At 64.1% G+C, this 23,845-nt stretch carries 25 protein-coding genes; 17 read left to right on the top strand and 8 right to left on the bottom strand.

Going from position 1 to position 23,845, the window contains the following annotated elements; genetic code table 11:
• The first annotated feature begins 21 nt into the window (after positions 1–21).
• Together IE071_RS07590 and IE071_RS07585 are read left to right on the top strand one after the other, a co-directional pair.
• The gene (locus IE071_RS07590; RefSeq protein ID WP_229792790.1) at positions 22–684 is read left to right on the top strand and encodes an HAD family hydrolase; all 663 of its coding nucleotides are present in this window, start codon (positions 22–24) and stop codon (positions 682–684) included.
• Positions 677–1,471 (top strand): DeoR/GlpR family DNA-binding transcription regulator, encoded by a 795-nt coding sequence (locus IE071_RS07585; protein ID WP_189440496.1) that lies wholly within the window; start codon positions 677–679, stop codon positions 1,469–1,471. Before IE071_RS07590 ends, IE071_RS07585 begins: the two co-directional genes overlap by 8 nt.
• Before the next feature lie 96 nt (positions 1,472–1,567).
• Here the strand turns inward: IE071_RS07585 and IE071_RS07580 are convergent, their stop codons facing one another.
• A complete protein-coding gene (locus IE071_RS07580; protein ID WP_189440495.1) occupies positions 1,568–2,032 on the bottom strand; it encodes a DUF2147 domain-containing protein in 465 nt (154 codons plus the stop codon).
• A 195-nt stretch (positions 2,033–2,227) separates the two neighbouring features.
• Here IE071_RS07580 and apbC point away from each other — a divergent pair, with 195 nt between their 5' ends.
• From apbC to IE071_RS07560, 4 genes are all read left to right on the top strand, one after another.
• Positions 2,228–3,322, top strand: a complete 1,095-nt coding sequence (apbC, locus tag IE071_RS07575) for an iron-sulfur cluster carrier protein ApbC (RefSeq protein WP_189440494.1) — start codon at positions 2,228–2,230, stop codon at positions 3,320–3,322.
• The gene (locus tag IE071_RS07570) at positions 3,319–3,861 is read left to right on the top strand and encodes an NADPH-dependent FMN reductase (RefSeq protein WP_189440493.1); all 543 of its coding nucleotides are present in this window, start codon (positions 3,319–3,321) and stop codon (positions 3,859–3,861) included. Before apbC ends, IE071_RS07570 begins: the two co-directional genes overlap by 4 nt.
• A gap of 93 nt (positions 3,862–3,954) precedes the next feature.
• A complete protein-coding gene (dcd, locus tag IE071_RS07565; RefSeq protein WP_189440492.1) occupies positions 3,955–4,521 on the top strand; it encodes a dCTP deaminase in 567 nt (188 codons plus the stop codon).
• 97 nt (positions 4,522–4,618) lie between these two features.
• Entirely contained in the window at positions 4,619–5,128 is a 510-nt protein-coding gene (locus tag IE071_RS07560; protein ID WP_189440491.1) for a hypothetical protein, read from the top strand.
• Between the two features lie 122 nt (positions 5,129–5,250).
• On the opposite strand, the gene IE071_RS07555 is transcribed toward IE071_RS07560, so the two are convergent.
• Positions 5,251–5,682 carry an HIT domain-containing protein gene (locus tag IE071_RS07555; RefSeq protein ID WP_189440490.1) on the bottom strand — a complete coding sequence of 144 codons (432 nt, stop codon included), beginning with the start codon at positions 5,680–5,682 and terminating at the stop codon, positions 5,251–5,253.
• Positions 5,679–6,347, bottom strand: a complete 669-nt coding sequence (locus IE071_RS07550) for a dienelactone hydrolase family protein (protein WP_189440489.1) — start codon at positions 6,345–6,347, stop codon at positions 5,679–5,681. The genes IE071_RS07555 and IE071_RS07550 overlap by 4 nt, the downstream gene beginning before the upstream one ends.
• Positions 6,348–6,455: 108 nt before the next feature.
• Between IE071_RS07550 and rimO the strand changes: the two genes are divergently transcribed.
• The 3 genes from rimO to phnD all read left to right on the top strand — a co-directional run bounded on the left by rimO (position 6,456) and on the right by phnD (position 9,726).
• Positions 6,456–7,775, top strand: coding sequence for a 30S ribosomal protein S12 methylthiotransferase RimO (rimO, locus tag IE071_RS07545; RefSeq protein ID WP_189440488.1), 1,320 nt, complete (start codon positions 6,456–6,458; stop codon positions 7,773–7,775).
• A 4-nt stretch (positions 7,776–7,779) separates the two neighbouring features.
• On the top strand, positions 7,780–8,595 hold the full coding sequence (locus IE071_RS07540; RefSeq protein WP_189440487.1) for a DUF3025 domain-containing protein: 816 nt from the start codon (positions 7,780–7,782) through the stop codon (positions 8,593–8,595).
• Between the two features lie 153 nt (positions 8,596–8,748).
• The gene (gene phnD, locus IE071_RS07535; protein ID WP_189440486.1) at positions 8,749–9,726 is read left to right on the top strand and encodes a phosphate/phosphite/phosphonate ABC transporter substrate-binding protein; all 978 of its coding nucleotides are present in this window, start codon (positions 8,749–8,751) and stop codon (positions 9,724–9,726) included.
• A 53-nt stretch (positions 9,727–9,779) separates the two neighbouring features.
• Here phnD and greB read toward each other — a convergent pair whose 3' ends face one another.
• From greB to IE071_RS07520, 3 genes are read right to left on the bottom strand one after another with little or no spacing between them, the layout of a single operon-like run.
• The gene (greB, locus tag IE071_RS07530) at positions 9,780–10,280 is read right to left on the bottom strand and encodes a transcription elongation factor GreB (RefSeq protein WP_189440485.1); all 501 of its coding nucleotides are present in this window, start codon (positions 10,278–10,280) and stop codon (positions 9,780–9,782) included.
• Entirely contained in the window at positions 10,277–11,527 is a 1,251-nt protein-coding gene (locus IE071_RS07525; RefSeq protein WP_189440484.1) for a tetratricopeptide repeat protein, read from the bottom strand. Before IE071_RS07525 ends, greB begins: the two co-directional genes overlap by 4 nt.
• A 12-nt stretch (positions 11,528–11,539) precedes the next feature.
• A complete protein-coding gene (locus tag IE071_RS07520) occupies positions 11,540–13,054 on the bottom strand; it encodes a helicase HerA-like domain-containing protein (RefSeq protein ID WP_189440483.1) in 1,515 nt (504 codons plus the stop codon).
• Positions 13,055–13,182: 128 nt separating this feature from the next.
• Between IE071_RS07520 and IE071_RS07515 the strand changes: the two genes are divergently transcribed.
• Complete coding sequence (locus tag IE071_RS07515; protein ID WP_189440482.1) at positions 13,183–14,667, top strand: lytic transglycosylase domain-containing protein; 1,485 nt, start codon at positions 13,183–13,185, stop codon at positions 14,665–14,667.
• Positions 14,668–14,690: 23 nt separating this feature from the next.
• On the opposite strand, the gene IE071_RS07510 is transcribed toward IE071_RS07515, so the two are convergent.
• Both IE071_RS07510 and asd read right to left on the bottom strand, forming a co-directional pair.
• Positions 14,691–15,128, bottom strand: coding sequence for a hypothetical protein (locus IE071_RS07510; protein ID WP_229792789.1), 438 nt, complete (start codon positions 15,126–15,128; stop codon positions 14,691–14,693).
• Positions 15,129–15,275: 147 nt separating this feature from the next.
• Entirely contained in the window at positions 15,276–16,115 is an 840-nt protein-coding gene (asd, locus tag IE071_RS07505; protein WP_189440481.1) for an archaetidylserine decarboxylase, read from the bottom strand.
• A 39-nt stretch (positions 16,116–16,154) separates the two neighbouring features.
• Here asd and prmB point away from each other — a divergent pair, with 39 nt between their 5' ends.
• The 7 genes from prmB to IE071_RS07470 all read left to right on the top strand — a co-directional run bounded on the left by prmB (position 16,155) and on the right by IE071_RS07470 (position 23,794).
• Positions 16,155–17,114, top strand: a complete 960-nt coding sequence (gene prmB / locus IE071_RS07500; protein ID WP_189440480.1) for a 50S ribosomal protein L3 N(5)-glutamine methyltransferase — start codon at positions 16,155–16,157, stop codon at positions 17,112–17,114.
• 14 nt (positions 17,115–17,128) lie between these two features.
• Positions 17,129–17,680 (top strand): GNAT family N-acetyltransferase, encoded by a 552-nt coding sequence (locus IE071_RS07495; protein ID WP_189440479.1) that lies wholly within the window; start codon positions 17,129–17,131, stop codon positions 17,678–17,680.
• A 58-nt stretch (positions 17,681–17,738) separates the two neighbouring features.
• Positions 17,739–18,827, top strand: coding sequence for a chorismate synthase (aroC, locus tag IE071_RS07490; protein WP_189440478.1), 1,089 nt, complete (start codon positions 17,739–17,741; stop codon positions 18,825–18,827).
• Positions 18,828–18,854: 27 nt separating this feature from the next.
• The gene (locus IE071_RS07485) at positions 18,855–19,847 is read left to right on the top strand and encodes a 2-hydroxyacid dehydrogenase (protein WP_189440477.1); all 993 of its coding nucleotides are present in this window, start codon (positions 18,855–18,857) and stop codon (positions 19,845–19,847) included.
• Between the two features lie 41 nt (positions 19,848–19,888).
• Positions 19,889–20,920: an aspartate-semialdehyde dehydrogenase gene (locus IE071_RS07480; protein WP_189440476.1), complete on the top strand. Its 1,032-nt coding sequence runs from the start codon at positions 19,889–19,891 to the stop codon at positions 20,918–20,920.
• A gap of 1 nt (position 20,921) precedes the next feature.
• Positions 20,922–21,236 carry a hypothetical protein gene (locus IE071_RS07475; RefSeq protein WP_189440474.1) on the top strand — a complete coding sequence of 105 codons (315 nt, stop codon included), beginning with the start codon at positions 20,922–20,924 and terminating at the stop codon, positions 21,234–21,236.
• A 149-nt stretch (positions 21,237–21,385) separates the two neighbouring features.
• Positions 21,386–23,794 (top strand): motility hub landmark protein FimV, encoded by a 2,409-nt coding sequence (locus IE071_RS07470; protein WP_189440470.1) that lies wholly within the window; start codon positions 21,386–21,388, stop codon positions 23,792–23,794.
• Positions 23,795–23,845 lie beyond the last annotated feature (51 nt).

Genomic DNA, 23,845 nt, shown 5'->3' with positions numbered 1-23,845 from the left:
GTGCATAACGAGGATGACGAAATGAGCGAACGTGGAATGGGGCAAGCGGCCGTGGACACGGTGATCTTCGATCTCGGTGGTGTCCTGATCGACTGGAACCCGCGTTATCTGTATCGCCAGCTATTCGATGATGAGCAGGCGATGGAGCGGTTCCTGGCTGACGTGTGCAATTCGCCGTGGAACGAGCAACAAGATGCCGGGCGTTCGTGGGACGAGGCCATCCGGTTGCTCAGCACGGAGTTTCCCGAACACACCGCGCTGATCGCCGCCTACCGCACACGCTGGGACGAGATGCTGCGCGGCCCACTGCATGACAGCCTGGCGATTGTCCATGAGCTGCGCGCGCAGGGCTTGCGCCTGTACGCGTTGACGAACTGGTCGCAGGAGACTTTTCCGCTGGCCTTTGAGCGCTATGCGTTCCTGCAGGTATTCGAGGGCATCGTGGTGTCCGGGGCAGAGCGGATGATCAAGCCCGATCCGGCAATCTTCCATGTACTGCTGAAGCGTTACGGTGTTCAACCGGAACGCGCCGTTTTTATCGACGATGCTCCACGCAATGTAGTCGCGGCGGCAAAGCTCGGCATGCACGCGCTGCAGTTCCGCGATGCCGCGACATTGCGCGCGGAACTGGTGACGCTGGGCTTGCTCGTCGCCGCACCGTCGGAGGTGCGCGAGCATGGCTAAGGTGAATCCTGGCGAGATGCTGCCGCAGGAACGCCAGCAATGGATCCTCGATCGACTGCGCCAGCGTGGTCGCGTGGTGGCGCTGGAGTTGGCGGCCGAATTCGCGGTGTCCGAGGATTCGGTCCGGCGCGATCTGCGCGAGCTGGCCGCACAAGGCCTGTGCAAGCGCGTCTACGGCGGCGCGTTGCCCTTGTCCGCCGCCGTTGCGCCGCTCAAGCAGCGGCGCCAGGAACATGCCGGTCGCAAGCTGGCCTTGGCGCGCAAGGCGGTGACTCTGGTGCGGCGGGGGCAGGTGCTGCTGATCGATGCCGGTTCGACCAATGCGGCGATCGCCACCATGCTGCCGCAGGATTTAGGGCTGACTGTGGTGACCAATGCACCGGATATCGCACAGATCCTGCTGGAGCGCGAAGGCTTCGAAATTTTGCTGATCGGTGGCCGGGTCGATGTACGGATTGGCGCCGCCGTTGGCGCACAGGCGATGCAGGAGATTCAGCGGATACGTGCCGATCTGTGCTTTCCCGGTGCCTGCGCGGTCGACGCGATCGGCGGTCTATGGGGTTTCGACAGCGAGGAAGTGCTGCTGAAACGGGCGATGGTCGAGGCCAGCGGTGAGGTCGTTGTCGTCGCCACCAGCGACAAGCTCGGCACCGTGGCGACGCATCGGGTGGCGGGTATCGACGAAGTGCAGCATCTGGTCGTCGAACACGATGTTGGTCGTGCGCTGCGTGCAAGCTTCGGCGCGCAGGGCCTGGCTGTGCATCGGGCCGACGCCGCCGCAGCCTGAGCCGGCTGGACTTACCTGCAGCCAATGAAAAACCCCATGCAGGGAGTACCGGCATGGGGTTGAGTACGACACGGACAAAGCGAGTTGGCGTGGCGCTTATTCCTGGCGCTCCCACGTCTGGCTGCGACCAAGCAGGGCAAAGCCGATGTAACCGTGCACGTCGAGTTTCTGGCCGCCGTCGGTGAGCGCGAGTTTCACCTTGTAGATCTTGCCACTCTTGGGATCGAGGATCTTGCCGCCGTCCCACACGTCGTCGTCTTTGCTGACGCCCCACATGATCGTCATGCCCTCGATTGGCTTGTCCTTGCGCTCACCGTCGCACTTGGTGCATTTCGGATGCTCGCCGTCGCGGGCCACGTCTTCCGGCGAGCGGTTCAGCAGCTTCACGATCGTGGCCTTGAACTCGCCGTTGTGCTCGGTGATCTGCACGATCGACTTCGGCTGATGAGTGGTGTCGTCGATGGTTTTCCAGGTGCCGGCCGGTGTGTCGTTGGCAGCGAGTGCCGTGCCAGCTGCCAGCAACAGACCGGCAGCGAAGGTGATGCGAAAAGCATGCTTCATGAGTATTCCTCCCGTACGAAAGCGTATGGATGCGAGACTGGCGAGGATGCGCAGGGGCGTCAAGCTGCATTGCGCAAATGCCTAGAATAGTCGATTCGTGCGAGTCCGCTACATAGCCACACGCTGATCTGTGTCAGCCGGCCGGCGCCGGTGGACTGGCATAATGGGCGTCTCCCGCAAACTACCCGAGCCGACATGACACAGGCGAACGAAGCCCTGGTCCGCCGCATCCTTGGCGACCTGATCGATACTCATACCGGCGCGGCGCTGGCCGAGTCCGTGCGCGCGGTCGGCGTGGACGGCGCCAAGGTGTCGGTGGATCTGCAACTGGGCTATCCGGCCGCCGGTGCGATCGACAGCATGACTGCCCGCGTGCGGCAGGCGCTGGAGGCCGATCCGGCGATCGAAGCGGCGGCCGTGTCGATCACCAGTCGCGTGCACGTGCACAAGGTGCAGGGCACGCTGGGACCGTTAGCGAACGTGAAGAACATCATCGTGGTGGCCTCCGGCAAGGGCGGTGTGGGCAAGTCCACGGTGTCGGCGAACCTGGCGCTGGCATTGCAGGCCGAGGGCGCGAAGGTCGGCGTGCTGGATGCCGACATCTACGGTCCCAGCCAGCCGACCATGCTGGGTGTCAGTGGCAAGCCGGAGTCGCCGGACGGCAAGAGCATCATCCCGATGCAGGCGCATGGCATGCCTGTGATGTCGATCGGCTTCCTGGTGGAAACGGACACGCCGATGATCTGGCGTGGCCCGATGGTGACGCAGGCGATGATGCAGCTGCTCACCGACACGCGCTGGGAGCAGTTGGATTACCTGATCATCGACCTGCCGCCAGGCACCGGCGACATCCAGCTCACGCTGTCGCAGAAGGTACCGGTGGCCGGCGCGGTGATCGTCACCACGCCGCAGGACATCGCCCTGCTGGATGCGCGCAAGGCGCTGAAGATGTTCGAGAAGGTCGAGGTGCCGGTGCTCGGCGTGGTGGAAAACATGGCCACGCATGTCTGCTCCAACTGCGGCCACGAGGAGCACATCTTCGGCGAAGGCGGCGGCGAGCGGATGTCGACGCAATACGGTGTGCCGTACTTGGGTTCGCTGCCGCTGGATATCCGTATCCGCGAGCAGGCCGATGGCGGCACGCCCACCGTGGTGGCGATGCCCGATTCCGATCTCGCGGCCCGTTACCGCGAGATTGCACGCAATGCGGCTGGGCGATTGTCACGGCAACCGCGCAACAAGTCGCTGGGGCTGGGCAAAATCGTCGTGCAGGGCGCGCCTGCCACATGACGGCGCCGCGCCGCGTGCTGTGCCTGTCCGGCAGCCTGCGACGTGTGTCGTCGAATACCGCTGCGCTGGAAGCTGCGCAACGGCTTGCGCCGGCAGCGCTGGAGCTGGTGGGTTACGCCGGGCTCGGTGAGCTGCCGCTGTTCAACCCGGATAACGATGTCGAGCCGTTGCCGGTATCGGTGCTGGCCTTGCGCGATGCCGTCGGTCGCGCCGATGCGCTGCTGGTCGCCTGCCCCGAATACGCGCACGGCGTGCCCGGGGCGTTCAAGAATCTGCTGGACTGGCTGGTCGGCAGCCTGGAGTTTCCGGGCAAGCCGGTGCTGCTGTTGAATACGGCCGCGCGTGGCTCGTACCACGCGCAGGAAGCACTGGACGAGATCCTGCGCACGATGTCCGCGCAATTGCTGACGACGCAACCATCTACCGTGTCGCTGCCGGGTGCTGGCTGCACGACGGCGCAAGTACTGGCCAGCGCGGAGCGCTGCGCCGAATTGCGTGCAGCACTGGCCATTCTCGTCGAGGCGTTGCCTGTCGCATGAACCTGCCGGCTGGCGTGATGGCGGCCTGACCATGTATTTTTGCCGCTTTGCGCTCGGTCTGACCGGGCCGTATTGCTACTTACCGGAGTTCGCGTGAGCATCAAACCCGACAAATGGATTCGCCGCATGGCCGAAGCCCACGGCATGATCGAGCCGTTCGAACCAGGCCAGGTCAAGCTGCGCGACAGCAACAAACTGATTTCCTACGGCACCTCCAGCTACGGCTACGACGTGCGCTGCGCGCGCGAGTTCAAGATCTTCACCAACATCAACTCGACCATCGTCGATCCGAAGGCATTCGACCCGTCCAGCTTCGTCGATGTCGAGGCGGACGTCTGCATCATTCCGCCGAACTCATTCGCGCTGGCACGCACCGTCGAGTACTTTCGCATCCCACGCAAGGTGCTGACGATCTGTCTCGGCAAGAGCACCTACGCGCGCTGCGGCATCATCGTCAACGTGACGCCGCTGGAACCGGAGTGGGAAGGTCACGTGACGCTGGAGTTCTCCAACACCACGCCACTGCCCGCAAAAATCTACGCCAACGAAGGCGTGGCACAGATGCTGTTCCTCGAATCCGACGAGGAGTGCGAGACCAGCTACAAGGATCGCGGCGGCAAGTACCAGGGCCAGCAGGGCGTGACGTTGCCGCGTACCTGAGCGCGCGGCTGAACGGCACACTTTCGCGCCGCGGCGATTGTCGCGGTGCGGCGTTACACTCCATCTGATTCAACTGAACGATTGCCAGGAGACCCGCATGATCCGTTTTTCCACACTGCTGACGCGCGCCACGGCCGTGCTCATCCTGGGCAGCCTGCTCGTACTCGCCGGTTGCCACCGCGGCAGCACCAAGGGTGAAATCAGCACGGCCTCGGCGCAAGGGCAGTTCGACACCACCATTCAGGCTTACAAGGGCGGTCAGTTCCTCGTTGACGGTGCCGTACTCTCGGCGCTGGATACCGGCAGCCATTTCGCCTACTTGAAGGATCAGGGCAAGCTGCCGAAGACCGTGCTGCTTGCGCCAAGTGATGACTCGAAGGTCCGCAAGCAGCATCTGCAGTACATGGCTCGCATGCAGCTCGACTATGGCTTTATCGTTTATTACGAAGACGGTGGCACGCTGACGAAGATCAACCCGCAGGAAACCAAAGCACGTCGGCTCGAGGACTACCACGCGCCGGCAGTGATTGATGATGGTCAGAAGTGCAAGACCGCAGCTGGTTGTGACAGCGTGGATCAGGCCGCGCAACAGCAACAGCAACACTGAGCTGACACGGCGCTAGCGTTGACGTTGAGAATAGGCTGCTCGGCTTTGTTCGCTGATGCGAGTGCCGCTTGGGGCTAGCAAGGGGTTTGCAAACGCCTGCATGATACATGCAGGCGTTTTGCTTATGGGGGCGGCACCCTCGGGCCGATGGCCGCACGCAGGCTTTCGATCAGTCGTTTCCACTCAGCGTCATTGTAATGTTGCGTGTGGCCGTGACCCCATACTGGGCCAGGCCACGCTGCGTCGCCGACGTGGCGAGCCACCAGATGTACATGCAGCTGCCGGACGATATTGCCGAGCGCACCGAGGTTGAGCTTGTCGCAGGGCGCCACAGCGCGCAGTGCTGCGGTCGTGCGGTTCACTTCCTGCCATAGCGTGGCCTGTTCGCCGGCGTCCAGGTCGGTGATCTCGACCAGGTCGGCACGGCGTGGCACCAGAATCAGCCACGGATAGCGTGCGTCGTTCATTAGCAGCAGGTCGCACAGCGGCAGCGAGGTAACCGGGTGGGTATCCGCTTCCAGCCGGGGATCGAGCACGAAACCGGCGTCGCTCATGCGCAGGCCAGATGCTGTTCGAAGAACGCCAGCGTGCGCTGCATGGCCAAACGGGCACTGGCTTCATCGTATTGCGTACCGATATCACGGTTGAAGCCGTGATTGGCGGGGTAGGTGAACGTCTCCATCTGTGGCAGCGCCTCGCGATGCTTGGCCACCATTTCCGGCATGATGTGCTGATCCTTCTCGCCGAAGTGGAACATTACCGGCGCCTTCGGTACTTCATGCAGGAAGGGTAGATTGCGTGCGCCGTAATAGCTCACTGACGGTAGACCCAGCCGTAACGCGGAAAGCAGCGCGACCGTGCCGCCCCAGCAATAGCCAACGGTGCCGATCTTTCCCGCTGAGGCGATCGCCTCGGCCGCGCTGGCGACATCTTCCAGTGCCCGATCCAGCCCCAGTTCGGTGACCAGTTGCTTGCCCCTGGCGTAGCCAGCTTCGTCGTAGCCCAGCTCCACCCCGGTTTCGAGGTGATCGAAGAACGCTGGTGCGATCGTGGTGTAGCCGTGCTCCGCGAAGCGATCGGCGACGCTGCGTATGTGCGCGTTGACGCCGAAGATCTCCTGGATCACCACGATGCCGCCTTTCGGCGTGCCCTCGGGCTGCGCCAGATACGCGCCGATGCACTGGGTGCGGGTGGTGGGTAGGTTGATCTGCTGGCCCATGGGGGTTTCCGCTTGGTTGAAGGGCGCGAGCTTAGCGCTCCGGTGCGTTCGCCGGCACTGACGTATAATCGCCTGTTTCCCCGCACGTTTTCACGGTAATCCAAGCCCATGTCACAGGCCGCACACAAGATCGGTTTCGTCAGTCTCGGCTGCCCCAAGGCGCTGGTCGACTCCGAGCGCATCCTTACCCAGCTCAAGGTCGAGGGTTACGAAATCGTGCCCAGCTATGGCGAGGCGGATGCGGTGGTGGTGAACACCTGCGGCTTCATCGATGCGGCGGTGCAGGAGTCGCTGGATTCGATCGGCACCGCGCTGAACGAGAACGGCAAGGTCATCGTCACCGGCTGCCTCGGCAAGCGCGAGGGGCTGATCCGCGAGGCGTATCCGGACGTGTTGTCGATCAGCGGCCCGCAGGACTACGTCAGCGTGATGAACGCGGTGCATACCGCGTTGCCGCCGCAGCGTAATCGCTTCCTCGATATCGTGCCGGACACCGGGGTCAAGCTGACCCCCAAGCATTACGCCTACCTGAAGATTTCCGAGGGCTGCAATCACCGCTGCAGCTTTTGCATCATCCCGTCGATGCGCGGCAATCTGGTTTCGCGCCCGGTCGACGAGGTGTTGCTGGAAGCCGAACGCCTAGTCAAGGGTGGCGTCAAGGAACTGCTGGTGATCTCGCAGGACACCAGCGCCTACGGCGTCGACCTGAAATACGCCGAACGCGAGTGGCGCGGCAAGTCGTACCGCACGCGCATGACCGAACTGTGCGAAGGTCTGTCCGAGCTGGGCGTGTGGACGCGCTTGCATTACGTCTATCCGTATCCGCACGTGGACGAGGTGATGCCGCTGATGGCGGAAGGGAAAATCCTGCCGTACTTGGACATCCCGTTCCAGCACGCCAGCCCGCGCATCCTCAAATTGATGAAGCGCCCGGGCAATATCGAAAAGACGCTGGAACGCATCCAGAACTGGCGCAAGCTCGTGCCGGATCTGACCATCCGCAGCACCTTCATCGTCGGCTTTCCCGGCGAGACCGATGCCGAGTTCGAGGAGCTGCTGGATTTCCTGCGCGAGGCCGAGCTCGATCGCGTCGGTGCGTTTGCCTATTCGCCGGTGGACGGCGCCAAGGCGAACGAATTGCCGGATCCGGTTTCCGAGGAACTGAAGGAAGATCGCCTCGAACAGTTCATGGCGGTGCAGGCGGAAATTTCCGCGGCCAAGCTGCAGCGCAAGATCGGTCGCACCATCAAGGTGCTGGTCGACGAGGCCGGTGCCGAGGGTGCAGTTGCGCGTTCCGCGGCGGATGCGCCGGAGATCGACGGCACGGTGTTGATCGCCGATGGCCAGAAACTGAAACCCGGTCAATTCGTCGACGTCGTGATCGAAGCCGCCAGCGAGCACGACCTGCACGCGCGCCTCGCTGGCTGATCGCATGCGCTACCACGCGCCGTCGCGCGAGGCGGTCGATCCGGCGGTGTTCGGTCGGTCGCCACTGACGGCGTGGCGCGAATATGCCACGCTGCTCGAAGGTGCCGAATGGCCATCCATCGAGGCACTCAACCATCACCTGCCTGCAGGCATGGCGCATCACTTCGTGGCGCAAACATCAGACCTGCTGGCCGATGGCCTGCACTACGAACAGCGTATTGCCGAGCGTGGCGAAATCGCCACCCGCGATGGCAACTGGCATGACCTGCTCAATGCCTTGGTATGGCTGCGCTACCCGGCGCTGAAGCAAGTGCTGAACCAGCGCCAGATGGTCGAGATAGCCCGCATGGGGCCAAAGCAGCGCTCGCGCGCGCAATACGCGATGACGCACTTCGATGAGGGCGGCGTCATCGTCGAAGTGCGTGATCCGGCGCTGCTGGCGCTGTGGGATGCGCACGACTGGCACGGCCTGTTCTGGCGTCACCGGCAGGCGTGGCTGGACGGTTCGATCCGGCTGGAACTGTTCGGGCATGCGCTGCTGGAGCTTGCGCTGAATCCGGACAAGTTGCTGGTGGGCAAGGCGCTGGTCTTCGAGTCGACCGGCGACGTCGATGCCGGATGCGTGTCTGCCCGTTGCGTCGAGGCAATTGTGTCAGGCCGGTTACTGCACGATCCGCTGGAACTGCGGCCGTTGCCGCTATCGGGGATTCCGGGCTGGCATGTCGACAATGCGGACGAGGCATTTCATCGCAGCACGGTTTGCTACCAGCCGCGCCGTGCCGGTCGCGAATATCCGCCTGCTTTCCCGGCGCCTGGCTAAACGTCGTTGGTGGCAGCTTGCTCCGATCCGCGTTCGCGACTATATACATGGAACAGGGGCGAGTCAGGGGCTGGCGCATTGAACATCGCAAGATCTTGGTGGCGCTTCGGATCCGACCCATGGATTTTGGTGCGGATCGCTCCGGGGTTGCTGATGCTGGGTTTGCTGCTGTGCGCAGGCAGTGCAGCGGCAGCCGACAGGAGTGCGGCCTCTGTGCCGCCGATCCGTTTCGGCATTCTGCCGATCGGCAGCGCCGCCGAATCACTGGAGCAGTGGCGACCGCTGCTGGACGATCTGCAGAAGCGGCTGGGTCGCCGGGTGACAACCGTATCGGCGAGCAGCTATGCCGGTCTTTCCGACGCGATCGGTGCGCAGCGGGTGGACGTCGCGTTTCTCTCCGGCAAGCTGGCGGTCGAGGCAGTTTCGCATCAGCACATGCAGGTGTTTGCCCAGTTCGTGCGCAACGATGGCGCCAAGGGCAACGTCGCCATGCTGGTGGTGCGCAGCGACAGCTCCATCCACAGTCTTGATGATCTGCTGGCCGCGCAGGGGCACTGGCGTTACGCCCGCAGCGAGCACTTGTCGGTGACCGGCTACACGGCGCCGGAAGCCTACGTGTTCGCGCCGCACGGCCTCAACTCCGACACGTTTTTCGGCAGCGTGCGCGTCGGTGACCACCAGAGCAACTTGCTGGCCGTGGTCAATCGCGAAGTGGATGTGGCCAGCAGCAACAATCCGGACATGGATCTGTTCCGGCGCAACTTTCCACAGGAAGCCGCCCAGCTCAAGGTGATCTGGCGTTCGTCGCTGATTCCGTCCGGCGTGTTGGTGCTGCGTGAAGGGATGCCCGAATCGCTGCGTCGGCAGCTGGCTGACTTTCTTCTCGCCTATGGCAAAGGCAGCGGTGAAGCCGGGGTGCGCGAGCGCGCCAGTTTGGCGCGCATCCCCGATCTCGGTGGCTTCGCGTCCGAGAACAATCATGTGCTGCAGCCCTTCGTCGACATGCAGTACACGCTGTTGCGGCAGCAGGCCGAACACGGCCAGTGGGTCAGTCCGCAGGCACGACAGGCAAGGTTGGCGCAGATCGAGAAGGACTATCGGCACGCTTCGCAGCCGTTGTTGTCGCATTAGGCGCAGACGTCCAGACGATTGATTCCGGTGCGATGTGTCCGCTCCGCAGTGCGCTAGTCGTAATCCACCGCCAGCAGCGCAAACTCTGCCGGGCCGCCCGGCAGTTCGGCCAGAAACTCGTCGTCGACGCGCCTCTTCAATACGGCGCGGGCCAGCGGCGAGTCGATGCTGATCCAGCCGAGTTTGGCGTCGGTCTCGTCGGGGCCGACGATGCGGTAGCGCAGGATTTCGCCGGTATCGACGTTCTCGAGTTCGATGCGGGCGCCGAAGAACACCTGCCCGCGATCGCTTGGCGCGCCTTCGGCCACCTTGAGTGAGGGAATTCGTTTGGTCAGATAGCGCGCGCGGCGATCGATCTCGCCAAGCTGCTTCTTGCGGTAGATGTATTCGGCGTTCTCCGAACGGTCGCCTTCGGCCGCTGCAGCTGCGAGTGCTTTCACCACTTCCGGGCGCAGCACGTGCCACAGATGGTCGAGTTCGGCCTTGAGTCGCTCGAAACCCTCACGGGTGATGATCGCGGTCGAGCCGGGTGCGGGTGGGCGCCAGCGACTCATGCGTGACCGACCAGCTGGCGTCGTTGCGCATCGATCTCGGCGCGCAGTGGATGCTCGGGCCATGCTGCCGCGAGCCGGTCCAACAGTGCCGTCGCTTCGGCATGCTGGTCGGCGTGTTCGGCGAGCTGACGTACGGCCAGCAGGCCGTAGTGCGGTGCCTGAGCATCGCGCGGCCAGTGCGCGAGAAAGCCGTTGCACAGATGCAGTGCGATCCGGCTCATGCCCAGCCGCGCCGCCAGATCGGCCAGTTCGCCACAGGTTCGCGGATCGTCCGGAACGAAACTGGCATCGATGCCGCAGCATTCCTGCAGCAGTCCCAGCGCGCGGCGCGATTCGCCTTGGGCGATCAGCGCGGCGATCCAGATCTGGCCGTGTACCAGAAGGCCGTCACGCAGGTTCTGCTGCTGCAGCAAACGACGATAGGCCAGGTGCAACGACGCCGGCGCCACACGATCCTGCATCCGGGCGACCAGCAGCGCGGTGGCGGCAGCTGGATCGGCCTGCGTGAGTGCATCGACCTCGGCCAGCAGGATCTCGTCGGCGTCTTGTCCGCCAGCTTTGGCCAGCTTCGGTGCCTCCGGCTCCAGTCCGAAACGCTCATGGCGCTGGTGGATCATTACGCCCATCAGGTGGAACGCGAGCACGATCAGGTAGGTGTAGGCGAAAGCGAAAAGTGGCAGTGCCAGCAGTCGTGGCAATAGCGCGCTGGTGAGCGAGGCCAGCACGATCAGTATGCCGAGCAGCAGGTTGATCGCCACGGGTACCAGATAGGCCGCGCCGAATGCCGCGATGACGCGACCCCAGTTCAACGGGTTGAGCGCCAACGCCAGGTTGCCGTCGAATGCCAGCGACATGTCGATCGCCGGCAGCGCCAGCGCCGAGAGAATCAGCACGGGCCACAGCAGGCTCGGGAAAAAAACGATGGCGAGCACGCACAGCGCGACGATCAGCAAGTGGATCGCGGTGAGCCCCCAGCCACTCGCGCTGTTACCGTCGCTACCGACGTTCGGCGGGTCGGCATAGCCGTTGGCCGTGTGCAGCATGCAGTCGGCGGCGTAGCGCCAGGTCGCGGCCCAGACGAAGGCACTGGCGAGGGCACCGATCCAGGAGGGCAGCAATCCGACGTAGTGGATCAGCGCCAGCACCACGCAGGTGGCCAGGCCGGCACCACGCAGCGGATAACCGAAGCCGGTGCGCAAACGTTCCCCGAATGGCGTGTCGGCCGCCGCGACTTCAATGCGTGGCATGCTCGCCTCCGTTCAACGCTTGCCGCCGAAGATGCCACCGAGTACGCCGCGCAGAATCTGCCGCCCGAGCTGGCTGCCGGCAGTGCGCACCATCTGCTTGCCCATGGTTTCGATCATGCCCTGGCGGCGTTTGGTGCCGAACAGCGCATCGTGCACGGCGCCACCCCATGACGAGCCTGCTGCGGGCTCGTCGCCGGCAGGCTTGCCGGGCGTGCCGGTGGCTACGCTGTCGGGATCGACGGCCTTGTCGCTGGCACGCTTGGCCAGCATCTCGGCAGCGGATTCGCGATTGATGGTGATGTCGTATTTCGTGCCGACCGGCGAGCGTTGCCGAATGATGGCGCGTTCGGCGTCGGTGATCGCGCCGATGCGGCAGCATGGCGTAGTCACCAACACCTGTTCCACCGGTGTGGGCACGCCACCGTTGGCGAGCGTCGAGGCCAATGCCTCACCGACGGCAAGTCTGGTGATCGCTTCGGTGACGTTGAGTTTCGGGTTGGCGACAAAGGTTTCCGCGGCGGCCTTGACCGCCTTCTGGTCGCGCGGGGTGAACGCGCGCAGCGCGTGCTGGATGCGATTGCCGAGCTGGCCCAGGATCACGCCCGGTACGTCGTCCGGATTCTGCGAACAGAAATACACGCCGACACCCTTGGAGCGGATCAGCCGCACGACTTGCTCGACCCGCTGCTGCAACGCTGGCGAGGCATCGTCGAACAACAGATGCGCCTCGTCGAAGAAGAACACCATTTTCGGCTGATCGAGGTCGCCCACTTCCGGCAGCTGCTCGAACAGTTCGGACAACAGCCACAGCAGGAAAGTGGAATACAGCCGTGGCTTCAGGATCAGCTGATCGGCGGCGAGCACGTTGATGATGCCGCGGCCACTCATGTCCTGGCGCATCAGGTCGGCCAGTTCCAGCGCCGGTTCGCCGAAGAACTGGTCGGCGCCGTCACCTTCGAGTTTCAGGATCGCGCGCTGGATCGCCGCGATGCTGATGGTGCTGATCAGGCCGTAATGAGTCGAGATGTCCTTGGCATTGTCGGCTGCATAGGTGAGCAAGGCGCGCAGGTCGGCCAGGTCCAGCAGCAGCCAGCCCTGGTCGTCGGCGGCCTTGAAAATCACCTCGAGCACGCCTTCCTGGGTGTCGTTCAATTCCAGCACGCGACCAAGCAAGGTCGGGCCCATCTCGCTGATGGTGGCGCGCACCGGATGGCCGAGCTTGCCGTAGATGTCCCAGAACACCACTGGGTTGGCCTGCGGTTTCCAGTCGGTGAGCTTGATCTTGTCCAGTCGCACCTTGAGTTTATCGCCAGCCTCAGCGGCGGCCATCGACAGGCCAGCCAGATCGCCCTTCGCATCGGCCAGGAAGCACGGCACGCCAAGCCGGGAAAAGCCTTCGGCCAGCACCATCAACGAGACGGATTTTCCGGTGCCGGTGGCACCGGCGATCATGCCGTGACGATTGCCGTAATGCGGGTCGAGGCTGACGCTGGCGCTGTCGTTGCGGCCGATCAGAATGTCGGTCATGGGGTTCCATCCGTTGGTGATCGGACGATTGTAGCCAACGCGGTGATGTTGTCGCGTGGTGGTGCGGCTGCGTTGAGTCGAAGCGCTGCGCCAGCTATGGTGGGCGTTTTCCGCGGGTGAAGTTTCTGATGTCGTCGTGTTTCGTGCTTCGTTCCATGCGTCTGGCAGCGGTTGCCGTGACGCTCAGCCTGCTCGGCGCCTGCGCCAGTACGGGCGCTGGCAGACCCTCGGGCCCGGTCAATGCGCTTTACAGTCAGCTCGACCTGGCCAGCAAGGGCTACGAGACCGCTTTGCAGCAGTCCCGCGAAGGCAATCTGGAAGCTTCGCAGTTGACGTTGACCCAGTCGCTCGACCGGCTGAAGGAAGCATCAGCGCGCTGCGGCAATACGTCGGGCTGCGATCCGCAGCGGTTCTTCTCGGTGTTCGATCGCCTGTTGCGACTGAAGGACGGCGATTTCAGCGGCGATCAGGATCTGGACAGTGACGTCGCCCCATCGCAGGCAGCCTTGGCGGCCAGCAAGGGAGGCGTGTCCAGCCTGCCGCAGGCGCAGCGCAGCGTGACCTTGCTGCACGGACAGAAGCTGTCCGAACTGATCGCGATGAACGGACCGGTCAAGGCGGCGCTGGAAATGTGGTTGACCCAGATGCGTCCGCAGTTGATGGATGCCTGGGTCAACTATCAATACCTGCGCTACCAGATGTGGCCGCAATACGAAAAGGCGGACCTGCCCGAAGCCTTGCTGTTCGGCATCATGGCGAAGGAGTCCGGCGGCAAGGTGCATGCCGTCTCGCGTTCGGGCGCGGCCGGCCCACTGCAGTTCATGTACGCCACCGGCATGCGCTTTGGTCTGAGCAACGACAGCGGTTTCGACATGCGCTTCGATCCCGCGGCGTCGGCGCGGGCGAATGCCGAATACATCAACGAGCAGCTGCGAATCTTCAACAACAACCTTGAGCTCACCATCGGTGCCTACAACGGCGGCGAAGGGCGCATGCGGCGCGCAGTCGGCGACGACACCTCGGTGAGCTTCTACGACCCGCGCATCTACAACCAGCTGTCGCAGGAAACCCGTGACTATGTGCCGTCCGTGCTTGCGGCGGCATGGCTGTTCCTGCATCCGGACAGCTACAACCTGCGCTTCCCGAAGATCGACGGTATTCCCGGCACGATCACCTTGAAGCGACCGGCGTCGCTGTCGGAATTGACGGTGTGCCTGGGTTCGGCTGGTGGCATGAACGACGGCTGGTTCCGCACCTTGCGCAATCTCAATCCAAGGCTGGATCCGCAGGTGACTCAGCCGGTGGGTACCTCGTTGCAGTTGCCCAAGCCACTGGAGCAGGCGTACGCAGCACGCTGTGTCGATGGCCCCTGGCCGATTCTCGCCGGCGATCTGCATCGTGCCGTGGTACCTGTCGTCGTGCAGGATGTCCCAGTGGTGAGTGCGCCCGTGGTGCGCGGAACCAGCCAATACAAGGTGCGCCGGGGCGATACGCTGATCAGCATCGTGCGTGACCTGCATTGCTCAAGCGTGCAGGAAGTGACCGAGATGAATGGGCTCAAGCACCATCATCTTGCTATCGGGAAAACGCTGAAGTTGCCGGTCTGTCGCTGAGCCGAACAGGCGGTTGCCTGATGTCAGGCGACCGCGCTTTCCTGTGTCCAGTTGTCGGCGGTGTTGCCGCTGCTGTGGACTTCCTTCAGTTCACGCAACAGCTGCATCAGCTGCCGATGCTGCGGCTGCAGGCTGCTGTGCGGCGAGTTCTTGGTCTCGTGATAGGCCACCGCCAACCATAGCGCGATGCCGCGCAACGCCACTTCGGTGTTGGTCGAACAGGCGCGCTCGTAACCGGCGTCGGTGCCTTGGCCCCAGGGCAGGTAACGTGCTTCCGGCGCGGTGCCATACAGATGCGGGAAGTCGCTGCGCGAAGCCTGGCCGATCTCGCGCAAGGCAAGCGCGCTCAAGCGTTCCCGGTTGCGCTTGGGCAACGCCCGGATGCTGCGCTCGATATCGCGAAATTGGCGGCCAAGCTGGCGCGCGCGCATCATCACGAAAAGTGGAGTGAGTATCTGCATGGGATCCCCTCGACGCTGGTGTCGGCCGCACTGGGAAGTGCGGCGAAGTGGCGAGCGTAGCGAAGCGATTCCTGCAATTGCGCCTAGAGCGTCACAAAATGACGTGTGACGTCAGTTATCCGGCTTGCGTGGAAGCCTGGTCTGGCTTCAGCTGTGACCTAGCCGTTGTCCCACCAGTACCGCCTGTTGTGGCTGCAAGCCATCCAGCGTGGCGGTGCCCTCGGGCAGCAGCAGGATTACGGTAGAACCCATGTTGAAGCGCGCCATCTCGGCAAAGCGCTCCAGCGTGATGTTCTGACCGACGAATGACTTGCGCCGGATCGACGAGGCATACGGTGGAATCACCAGGCCATCCCACACCGTGGCCACCGACGACACCAGGATCGCGCCGACCATCACCACCACGAACGGGCCGCGTTCGCCCTCGAAGTGGCAGACCAGCCGCTCGTTGCGTGCAAACAGGCGCGGGATCGCTGCCACCGCGAAAGGTGCCACGCTGAAGATACGACCCGGCACGTGCACGGTTTCCTTCAGCGTGCCTTTCAGTGGCATGTGCACGCGGTGATAGTCGCGCGGTGACAGATACACGGTGACGAAGCGCCCATTGCGATACGGCACGGCGGCAGCCTCGTCGCCACCGAGCAGCTCGGCGGTGGTGTACTCCTGACCCTTGGCCTGGAAGATGCGCCCGTCGACGATCGCGCCGGACTGGCTGATGCGGCCATCGGCAGGCGAGAGCAGGGCAGCCGGATCGGCATCCGCGCGGCGCGCGTCAGGGCGCAGCTTGCGCGTGAAGAACGCATTGAAGTGCTGGTAGGCCAGCGGATCAGGCTGCGCCGCCTCGGCCATGTTCACGTTGTAATTGCGCACGATGGTGCCGATCAGCCAGTTCTTCCACGGCGCGAAGGTCCAGCGCGTGGCCCAATAGACGATGCGCGACAGGAAGCGGTGCGGCAGGATGTACTGCAGGAATACGTTGAAAGTCATCCGCCCAGTATACGGGGTGGAGCCGCTTCAGGCCTTATAATGGTCGGCCATTCTGTTGCACTCTGGATCGCCGTGACTGCCGAACTCGCCTCCATCATCGACTTCATCCGTTATGGCGCCAGTCGCTTTTCGGCCGCCGGACTCACCTTCGGGCACAGCCACGACAACCCGATTGATGAGGCCACGCATCTGGTGCTGGCCAGCCTGCACCTGCCACCGGACATCCCGCCGGCCTACGGCGCGGGCAAGCTCACGGCGGCCGAGCGCGCGAACGTGCTGGCGCTGATCGAGCGCCGCGTGACCGAGCGTCTGCCGGTGGCCTACCTGGTCGGCGAGACCTGGTTCGCCGGGCTGAAGTTCAAGAGCGATCGCCGCGCGCTGGTGCCGCGTTCGCCGATCGCTGAACTGATCGAGTCGGGCTTTGCACCGTGGCTGGACGAGCGCCACATCGAGCGCGCGCTGGACCTGTGCACCGGTTCGGGCTGCATCGGCATCGCGATGGCCGAGTACAACCCGGAGTGGCAGGTCGACATCGTCGATATCAGCGACGAGGCGTTGTCGCTGGCGCGCGAGAACATCGTGTTCCAGCACGTCGAGGGTCGGGTCGAGGCGATCCAGTCCGATCTGTTCGCCGGCGTGAAGGGGCGTCGTTACGACCTGATCGTCTCCAATCCGCCGTACGTCACCGAGGACGAGTACACCGCGCTGCCGGGCGAATACGCGCATGAGCCGAAGCTGGGCCTCACCTCCGGTGTCGATGGTCTGGATCTATGCCTGCGCATGCTGGACGAGGCGGCTGACCATCTCACCGATGACGGCCTGCTGATCGTCGAGGTGGGCGAGAGCGAACATGCGCTGGCCGCGTTGCTGCCGGAAGTTCCGTTCATCTGGATCGAGTTCAAGGTCGGCCAGATGGGCATCTTCGCGCTGGAGCGGCGCGATCTGGTCGAGCACGCCGCGGTGATCCGTGCGGCGGCTGCTGCGCGCCGCGTCGCCTGAAAGAACTTCGCCGCATGGAACTGAACACACCGCGCCTCCGGCTCGATGCCTTGCGTGCGGCGGACGCCGCGGCGTTGTTCGGCTATCGTGCCGATCCGGACGTATCCCGTTTTCAGGGCTGGCGTCCGGCCAGCGTGGCCGAGGCGGCAGATTTCATCGAGCGTCAGGCCGGTGCGTCGCTGGATATGCCGGATAGCTGGTTTCAGCGCGCGATCCGTCTACGTGATGGTGAAGCATTGATCGGCGACCTGGGCATTCACCTGCCAGCGGATGCCGAGGGTTCGGTCGAGTTCGGAATCAGCATCGCGCCGGTCCATCAGGGCAGGGGCTATGCCAGCGAGGCGGTGCGTGCCCTTTTCGAGCTGGTATTCGGTCAACTTGGCCGGCATCGCATTCACGCCTCGGTCGATCCGCGCAACCTCGCCAGCATGGCGATGCTGCGCGCGCTCGGCATGCGGCAGGAGGCCCATCACCGCGAAAGCCTGTGGCTGCACGGTGAATGGGTCGACGACGTGGTATTCGCGCTGCTGGCCAGCGAGTGGCGTGCCGCGCAATTGGCGCACTGACCCGATCCGGGCGCTGTCGCGTTAAGCTGTGAGGGTTTCCTTCAGACGTCCAGACCCCGTGTCCAGCAACTCCTTCGGCAAACTCTTCACTGTCACCACCTTCGGCGAAAGCCACGGACCGGCGATCGGCTGCGTGATCGACGGGTGCCCGCCGGGGTTGCCGATCAGTCCGGAAGAGTTCAAGACCGATCTCGAACGCCGCGCCACCGGCCGGAGCCGTTACACCTCGCAACGGCACGAAGCGGACGACGTTGAAATTCTCTCCGGCGTCTACGAAGGCAAGACCACCGGCACGCCGATCGCGCTGCTGATCCGCAATACGGATCAGCGCAGCAAGGATTACGGCGATATCGTGCAGACGTTTCGTCCCGGTCATGCCGACTACACCTATTGGCAGAAGTACGGCATCCGCGATCCGCGCGGCGGCGGACGTTCCTCGGCGCGCGAGACCACCATGCGCGTGGCCGCTGCCGTCATTGCGAAGAAGTGGCTGGCCGAGCGTTACGGCGTGCGCGTGCGTGGTTACCTGGCGCAGATCGGCGAGATCACGCCGGATGCGTTCGACTGGGCGGCGGTGGAGCAGAACCCGTTCTTCTGGCCGGCGGCGGCGCAGGTGCCTGCGTTGGAAACCTATATCAACGCGCTGCGCAAATCTGGCGATTCGGTCGGCGCGCGCGTGAACGTGGTCGCCGACGGCGTGCCACCGGGCTGGGGCGAGCCGATCTACGGCAAGCTCGATGGCGATCTGGCCAGCGCGCTGATGTCGATCAACGCGGTCAAGGGTGTGGAGATCGGCGATGGTTTCGCCGCAGTCATCCAGCACGGCAGCGAACATCGTGACGAGATGAGCATGGACGGCTTTGCCTCCAATCATGCCGGCGGCATTCTCGGTGGCATCAGCAGCGGCCAGCCGGTGACAGCCTCGATGGTGCTCAAGCCTACTTCCAGCATCCTGATTCCCGGCCACAGCGTGAACCTCGCTGGCGAGCCGACCGAGGTGGTGACCAAGGGTCGTCACGATCCGTGCGTCGGCATCCGTGCCACGCCGATCGCCGAGGCGATGATGGCGCTGGTCCTGATCGACCACGCTTTGCGTCATCGTGCGCAATGTGGCGATGTGGGTGCAGTGGCACCACGTATTCCATGACGCGGCACTGCAACCGGAGCCATACCGATGAGTGACAAGCCGCGAGTCTGGATTTCCCGGCCCACCTTTCCGGGCATCATTGCCCGGCTCGAGCCGCATTTCGAGGTGACCGCCGAGCCGGAAGAGGTGAAGTTCAGCCGGACCGAGCTGGCCGCCAAGCTGGCCGGACAGGATGCGGTGATCGTGGGTCTGAAGGATCGCATCGGTGCAGCGGAAATCGCCGCTGCGACGCGGTTGCGCATCGTCGCCAACCTCGGCGTCGGCTACGACAATCTCGATCTGGACGCGCTGAGCGCAGCCGGCATCGCCGCCTCGAATACCGCCGACGTGCTCAACGAGAGCGTGGCCGACTATGCCTGGGCCATGATGCTCGGCGTCGCGCGGCGGATGAATGCTGCCGAGCGCTGGCTGCGCGCGGGCCACTGGCACGCCACCGAATTCAAGGCGTGGCTGGGCATGGACGTGCGCGGGCGCACGCTGGGCATTCTCGGCATGGGCCGCATCGGCCAGGCCATTGCGCACCGTGCCAGCGGTTTCGGCATGCCGGTGCTCTATCACAACCGTTCGCCGCTGCCGGAGGCGGATGAGCGTGCCTGCAACGCGCGCTACGTCGACAAGCAGCAATTGCTGCGCGAGTCCGATTTCCTGATGCTGGTGCTGCCGTTGACGACGCAGACCCGGCACGCGATCGGCGCGCCCGAGCTGGCGCAAATGAAGCCGACGGCGATGCTGATCAACGTGGCCCGCGGCGGCATCGTCGACGATGCCGCGCTGGCTGTGGTACTGCGCGAACGGCGACTGGCCGGCGCCGCGCTGGACGTGTTCGAGGGCGAACCGGCCGTGCATCCAGCCCTGCTTGAGCTGGACAATGTGCTGCTCAGCCCGCATATCGCCAGTGCCAGTCAGGAAACACGCCGCGCAATGACCGCCTTGGCAGTCGACAATGTGCTGGCGTTGTTTGGCCATGGCCCGCATGCCGGGCGGCCACCGACGATCCTCAACCCGAACGTGCTGGCCTGAGCTGGCGCCACATCCCCGTCCTGAGCAAAGAATCGAGACCCATGAGCAAGAAGAGCAGTTACAAAGTCGCGATGGTCGGCGCCACCGGCGCCGTCGGCGAGACCCTGCTGGCGATCCTCGCTGAGCGCGATTTTCCGGTCAGCGAGCTGGTGCCGTTGGCCAGTGAGCGTTCGGCCGGCGGCAAGGTCAGCTTCGGTGGTCAGGACATCACCGTGCAGCTGCTCGATACCTACGATTTTGCGGGCGTCGACATCGCGTTCTTCTCGGCCGGCGGCTCGGTCAGCCGCGAGCATGCGCCGCGCGCGGCGGCGGCCGGTGCGGTGGTGATCGACAACACCTCGGAGTTCCGTTACCAGGACGATATCCCGCTGGTGATCAGCGAGGTCAACCCGCACGCAATCGCGCAGTACACCCAACGCGGCATCATCGCGAACCCGAACTGCTCGACCATGCAGATGCTGGTGGCGCTGGCGCCGATCCACCGCGCGGTGCAGATCGAGCGGATCAATGTGGCCACCTACCAGTCGGTCTCCGGCGCCGGTCGCACCGGCATGGAAGAACTGGGCAAGCAGACTGCGGCCCTGCTGAACTTCCAAAGCGTGGAGCCGGGCAAGAAATTCCCCGCGCAGATCGCGTTCAATGTGATTCCGCAGATCGACGACTTCCAGCCGAACGGCTACACCAAGGAAGAAATGAAGCTGGTGTGGGAAACCCGCAAGATCCTGGAAGACGAGTCGATCCAGGTGAACCCGACCGCGGTGCGCGTGCCGGTGTTCTATGGCCACTCCGAGGCAGTGCATATCGAAACCAGCGACAAGATCACCGCCGAACAGGCCCGCGAACTGCTGCGGCAGGCGCCGGGCGTGGTGCTGGTGGACGAGCGCAAGCCGGGCGGCTACCCGACTCCGGTGGGCGAGGCGGCCGGCACCGATGCGGTGTATGTCGGGCGCATCCGCGAGGACATCTCGCACGAGCGCGGGCTGGATATGTGGGTCGTCTCGGACAATATCCGCAAGGGCGCGGCGCTGAACGCCGTGCAGATCGCCGAACTGCTGATCGAGGACTATCTCTAAGATGCGTTATTTGCAATTCGTGGGTGTCATTGGCCTAGTGCTGGCGTCGGCGGCATGGGCCGGCAGCGACCAATCCAAGTCACAGCCGGCTGCACAGGCCACGGCATCGCTGCCCAAGGTCAAGCAACGCGTGACCCGGAGCCAGGCCGAGGTGAAGCGGCTGGAACAGGATCTCGCCAAGCAGGAATCGGACAGCAAGCGCGCCAGTGAGCGCCTGCAACAGCAGGATCAGGCGATCGCCGAGCTGCAGAAACAATTGCAGGAACTGCGGGCCACCCCGGCACCTGCGCAGCATCAGAGCGTTCCGCTGCGGTGAGAACACACCGCAGCAATGCTCTGCAAGTATTCGCCGCAGCTATTGTTGATTGCTCTGCATATAACTAAAGTGGCACCTCGTTTGCCGCAGTAGCCGCCACCGCGGCGACACCACAAGAGTTGCGCCAAAGATCGTTCGGGGGAACACGCATGAATCGTTCGTTGAAATTGTCGATGCTGGTGGCACTGGCCTTGGGCACCAGCCAGGCCATGGCACTGGACCTTGGTCAGATCCAGGTCAAATCGGCGTTGGGGCAGCCCTTGCTGGCGGAAATTCCGCTGCATCCTGCCAGTCCGGCGGAATTGCAGAATCTCAGCGTCCAGTTGGCTTCCAGTGAGGAATTTGCCCGTGCCGGCATCGTCGGTGGTCGCACCACGATCCCGCTGCATTTCAGTGTGGCCAACGCCGCGGGTGGCAAGGTCATCCGGATTACCAGCAGCCAGGCAGTCGACGATCCCTACCTCGACCTGTTGCTGGAAGTGAACAGCAGCGCAGGCAAGAGCGTGCGCGAATTCGCCATCCTGCTTGATCCGGCCAATGCAGCGACGGCGGCCCCCGCCGCTGTCGCAGCTGCACCGGTACCCACGCAAGCGAAGGCGTCGCTGACGCAAGCAACGGCACCAAGCCAGCCCGTGCATGCCAAGACGGCATCGACGCAGGCGCCTGTTGCCGCAGCTCCCAAGGCGGCACCGGCTGCCGTTAGCAATGGCCAGTACGGCCTGGTCCAGCGTGGCCAGACCTTGTCGTCGATCGCCCGCAGCACCGCACCGGCGGGAGTCGATGTGCAGCAGATGCTGCTGGCGTTGAAGCAGGCCAATCCCGAGGCGTTCTACCGCGACAACATCAATGCGCTGAAGAGTGGTGCGGTACTGCGTGTGCCGACCTCCGCCGAGGCGCAGGCGATGACCATCGCTGCGGCCGTGGCTGAAGTACGTCGTCAGAACAGTGACTGGCGTGCCGGCACGCCGGGCAAGCCTGCGCTCGTGGCCGATACGGCAACCCGCGCGTCCGCTTCAAGTGCTCCCAGCAACGCATCCAGCGACGCGGGTGACCGCTTGGCGCTGATGCCGGCGAAGGACGGCAACGGTAGCGGAGCCCAGGGCAGCGGTGCCGCCAGCAAGGGCGACAAGGCAGCCGTCGCCAGCATTCGTCAGGATCTCCTGCGCAGCCAGGAAAGCCTGGCCAGCCTGCAGCAGCAGAGCACCGATCTGAAAACCCGCCTGAAGGATCTGGCGGACATCAACAGCAAGAATGAGCATCTGCTGTCACTGAAGGACAACGAGATTGCCGAACTGCAGGCCAAACTGGCGGCAGCGCGCAAGTCCGCTGGTCTGCCGGCGGCGGCAGCGGTGACAACGACCGAGCCGACCCCGGCCGCCAGCGTGGCAAAGGCTGCCGGGACGGCGGCGCTGCCTGAACACCTGGAAACCGCCACGGCCAGCACCGCGGCGAGTGCGGGTTCGGCCCCTGTTGCGGCGAGTTCGACCGCGGTGACCGCCGCCACTCCGGCTGCGCCCGCCAGTCCGCCAGCGGCGAGCAGCTCCGCGTCGGCTACGGCAGCCGTCACACCGGCACCGGTCAAGCCGGTGGCCAAACCTGTGGTCAAGCCAAGCTCAGCTACGTCGGTGGTCGAGCAGCCGTGGTACATGCAGACTTGGGCATGGGGCGCCGGTGGCGCTGCCATCGTGCTGTTGATCCTGCTGGCCATGCTCGGTCGTCGCAAACCGGCCGCTGCCGCGTCGGCGCCATCCGCATCGTCGCTGGCCGATCGTTTCAGTTCGACGCCATCGGCTGGACAGGACCTCGTCGGCAGCGACGATGTCGATCAGGAAGAACTGCTCGATCAGCTGGCCGAGCATCCGGACGACATCTATCTGCATCTGGAGCTGGTCACGCTGTACTACTCGCGGCGCGACGTTGAGCACTTCGAGGCAGCGGCTGAAGCCATGCACGCGCATATCACCGATCCGCAGCAGGACGAATGGCAGGACGTGGTGCACATGGGCGAGGATCTGGTGCCGGGCCACCCGCTGTTCGACCACCATCCCGAATTGCCGGTGCATGAGGATGCCGAGGCCCATCGCGAATTCGACATCGACGACTATGCGGCCGAAAGCGACGCGCCCACGGTCGTATCGTCGATGCCGCCGTTGCCGTCGGGCGCACCGAAGAAGGTCAGTGAATACAACTTCAATTTCGATCTGACCAAACCACCTGCTGCCGAATCGGGCACGCACACGCTGGCTTCGGACGACGCCACCGTGGTGGCGCCGCTGAAGGCGGACACGCATGCGTCCGACACGCATGCCGCCACAACGGCCGAGTCGGCTTCGAGCTGGCATTTCGACGAGGCGGACAGCACGCATCAGGCCAGCGATCCGGGCCATGATCTGGGCGAGTTCAATGACGACCCGATCGATACCAAGCTCGATCTTGCTCGTGCCTATCTGGACATGGGTGACGCCGATGGCGCCCGCGCCATGCTGGGCGAGGTAATGAAGGAAGGCAGCCAGATGCAGCGGGATGTCGCCAAGCGTCTGCTCGATAACCTGCACTGAGCCAGTCGCCGCGGTTCGCACAATGCAATCGGGCCGGCCTTGCCGGCCCGA

The organism is Rhodanobacter panaciterrae, assembly GCF_014651895.1.
Taxonomy (GTDB): Bacteria; Pseudomonadota; Gammaproteobacteria; order Xanthomonadales; family Rhodanobacteraceae; genus Rhodanobacter; species Rhodanobacter panaciterrae.
The sequence above is the reverse complement of the archived record's forward strand: the minus strand, read 5'-3'. Positions and strand labels throughout refer to the sequence as shown.

Excerpts from the sequence above, each read along its gene's own strand:
- IE071_RS07580 (WP_189440495.1), bottom strand. The coding sequence starts at position 2,032 with ATGAAGCATGCTTTTCGCATCACCTTCGCTGCCGGTCTGTTGCTGGCA.
- phnD (WP_189440486.1), top strand. The coding sequence starts at position 8,749 with ATGCTGGGTTTGCTGCTGTGCGCAGGCAGTGCAGCGGCAGCCGACAGG.
- IE071_RS07560 (WP_189440491.1), top strand. The coding sequence starts at position 4,619 with ATGATCCGTTTTTCCACACTGCTGACGCGCGCCACGGCCGTGCTCATC.
- IE071_RS07495 (WP_189440479.1), top strand. The coding sequence starts at position 17,129 with ATGGAACTGAACACACCGCGCCTCCGGCTCGATGCCTTGCGTGCGGCG.
- greB (WP_189440485.1), bottom strand. The coding sequence starts at position 10,280 with ATGAGTCGCTGGCGCCCACCCGCACCCGGCTCGACCGCGATCATCACC.
- IE071_RS07540 (WP_189440487.1), top strand. The coding sequence starts at position 7,780 with ATGCGCTACCACGCGCCGTCGCGCGAGGCGGTCGATCCGGCGGTGTTC.
- IE071_RS07470 (WP_189440470.1), top strand. The coding sequence starts at position 21,386 with ATGAATCGTTCGTTGAAATTGTCGATGCTGGTGGCACTGGCCTTGGGC.
- IE071_RS07525 (WP_189440484.1), bottom strand. The coding sequence starts at position 11,527 with ATGCCACGCATTGAAGTCGCGGCGGCCGACACGCCATTCGGGGAACGT.
- IE071_RS07585 (WP_189440496.1), top strand. The coding sequence starts at position 677 with ATGGCTAAGGTGAATCCTGGCGAGATGCTGCCGCAGGAACGCCAGCAA.
- IE071_RS07570 (WP_189440493.1), top strand. The coding sequence starts at position 3,319 with ATGACGGCGCCGCGCCGCGTGCTGTGCCTGTCCGGCAGCCTGCGACGT.
- IE071_RS07510 (WP_229792789.1), bottom strand. The coding sequence starts at position 15,128 with ATGCAGATACTCACTCCACTTTTCGTGATGATGCGCGCGCGCCAGCTT.
- IE071_RS07475 (WP_189440474.1), top strand. The coding sequence starts at position 20,922 with ATGCGTTATTTGCAATTCGTGGGTGTCATTGGCCTAGTGCTGGCGTCG.
- IE071_RS07550 (WP_189440489.1), bottom strand. The coding sequence starts at position 6,347 with ATGGGCCAGCAGATCAACCTACCCACCACCCGCACCCAGTGCATCGGC.
- IE071_RS07590 (WP_229792790.1), top strand. The coding sequence starts at position 22 with ATGAGCGAACGTGGAATGGGGCAAGCGGCCGTGGACACGGTGATCTTC.
- IE071_RS07520 (WP_189440483.1), bottom strand. The coding sequence starts at position 13,054 with ATGACCGACATTCTGATCGGCCGCAACGACAGCGCCAGCGTCAGCCTC.
- IE071_RS07485 (WP_189440477.1), top strand. The coding sequence starts at position 18,855 with ATGAGTGACAAGCCGCGAGTCTGGATTTCCCGGCCCACCTTTCCGGGC.
- apbC (WP_189440494.1), top strand. The coding sequence starts at position 2,228 with ATGACACAGGCGAACGAAGCCCTGGTCCGCCGCATCCTTGGCGACCTG.
- IE071_RS07515 (WP_189440482.1), top strand. The coding sequence starts at position 13,183 with ATGTCGTCGTGTTTCGTGCTTCGTTCCATGCGTCTGGCAGCGGTTGCC.
- IE071_RS07555 (WP_189440490.1), bottom strand. The coding sequence starts at position 5,682 with ATGAGCGACGCCGGTTTCGTGCTCGATCCCCGGCTGGAAGCGGATACC.
- rimO (WP_189440488.1), top strand. The coding sequence starts at position 6,456 with ATGTCACAGGCCGCACACAAGATCGGTTTCGTCAGTCTCGGCTGCCCC.
- asd (WP_189440481.1), bottom strand. The coding sequence starts at position 16,115 with ATGACTTTCAACGTATTCCTGCAGTACATCCTGCCGCACCGCTTCCTG.
- prmB (WP_189440480.1), top strand. The coding sequence starts at position 16,155 with ATGGTCGGCCATTCTGTTGCACTCTGGATCGCCGTGACTGCCGAACTC.
- IE071_RS07480 (WP_189440476.1), top strand. The coding sequence starts at position 19,889 with ATGAGCAAGAAGAGCAGTTACAAAGTCGCGATGGTCGGCGCCACCGGC.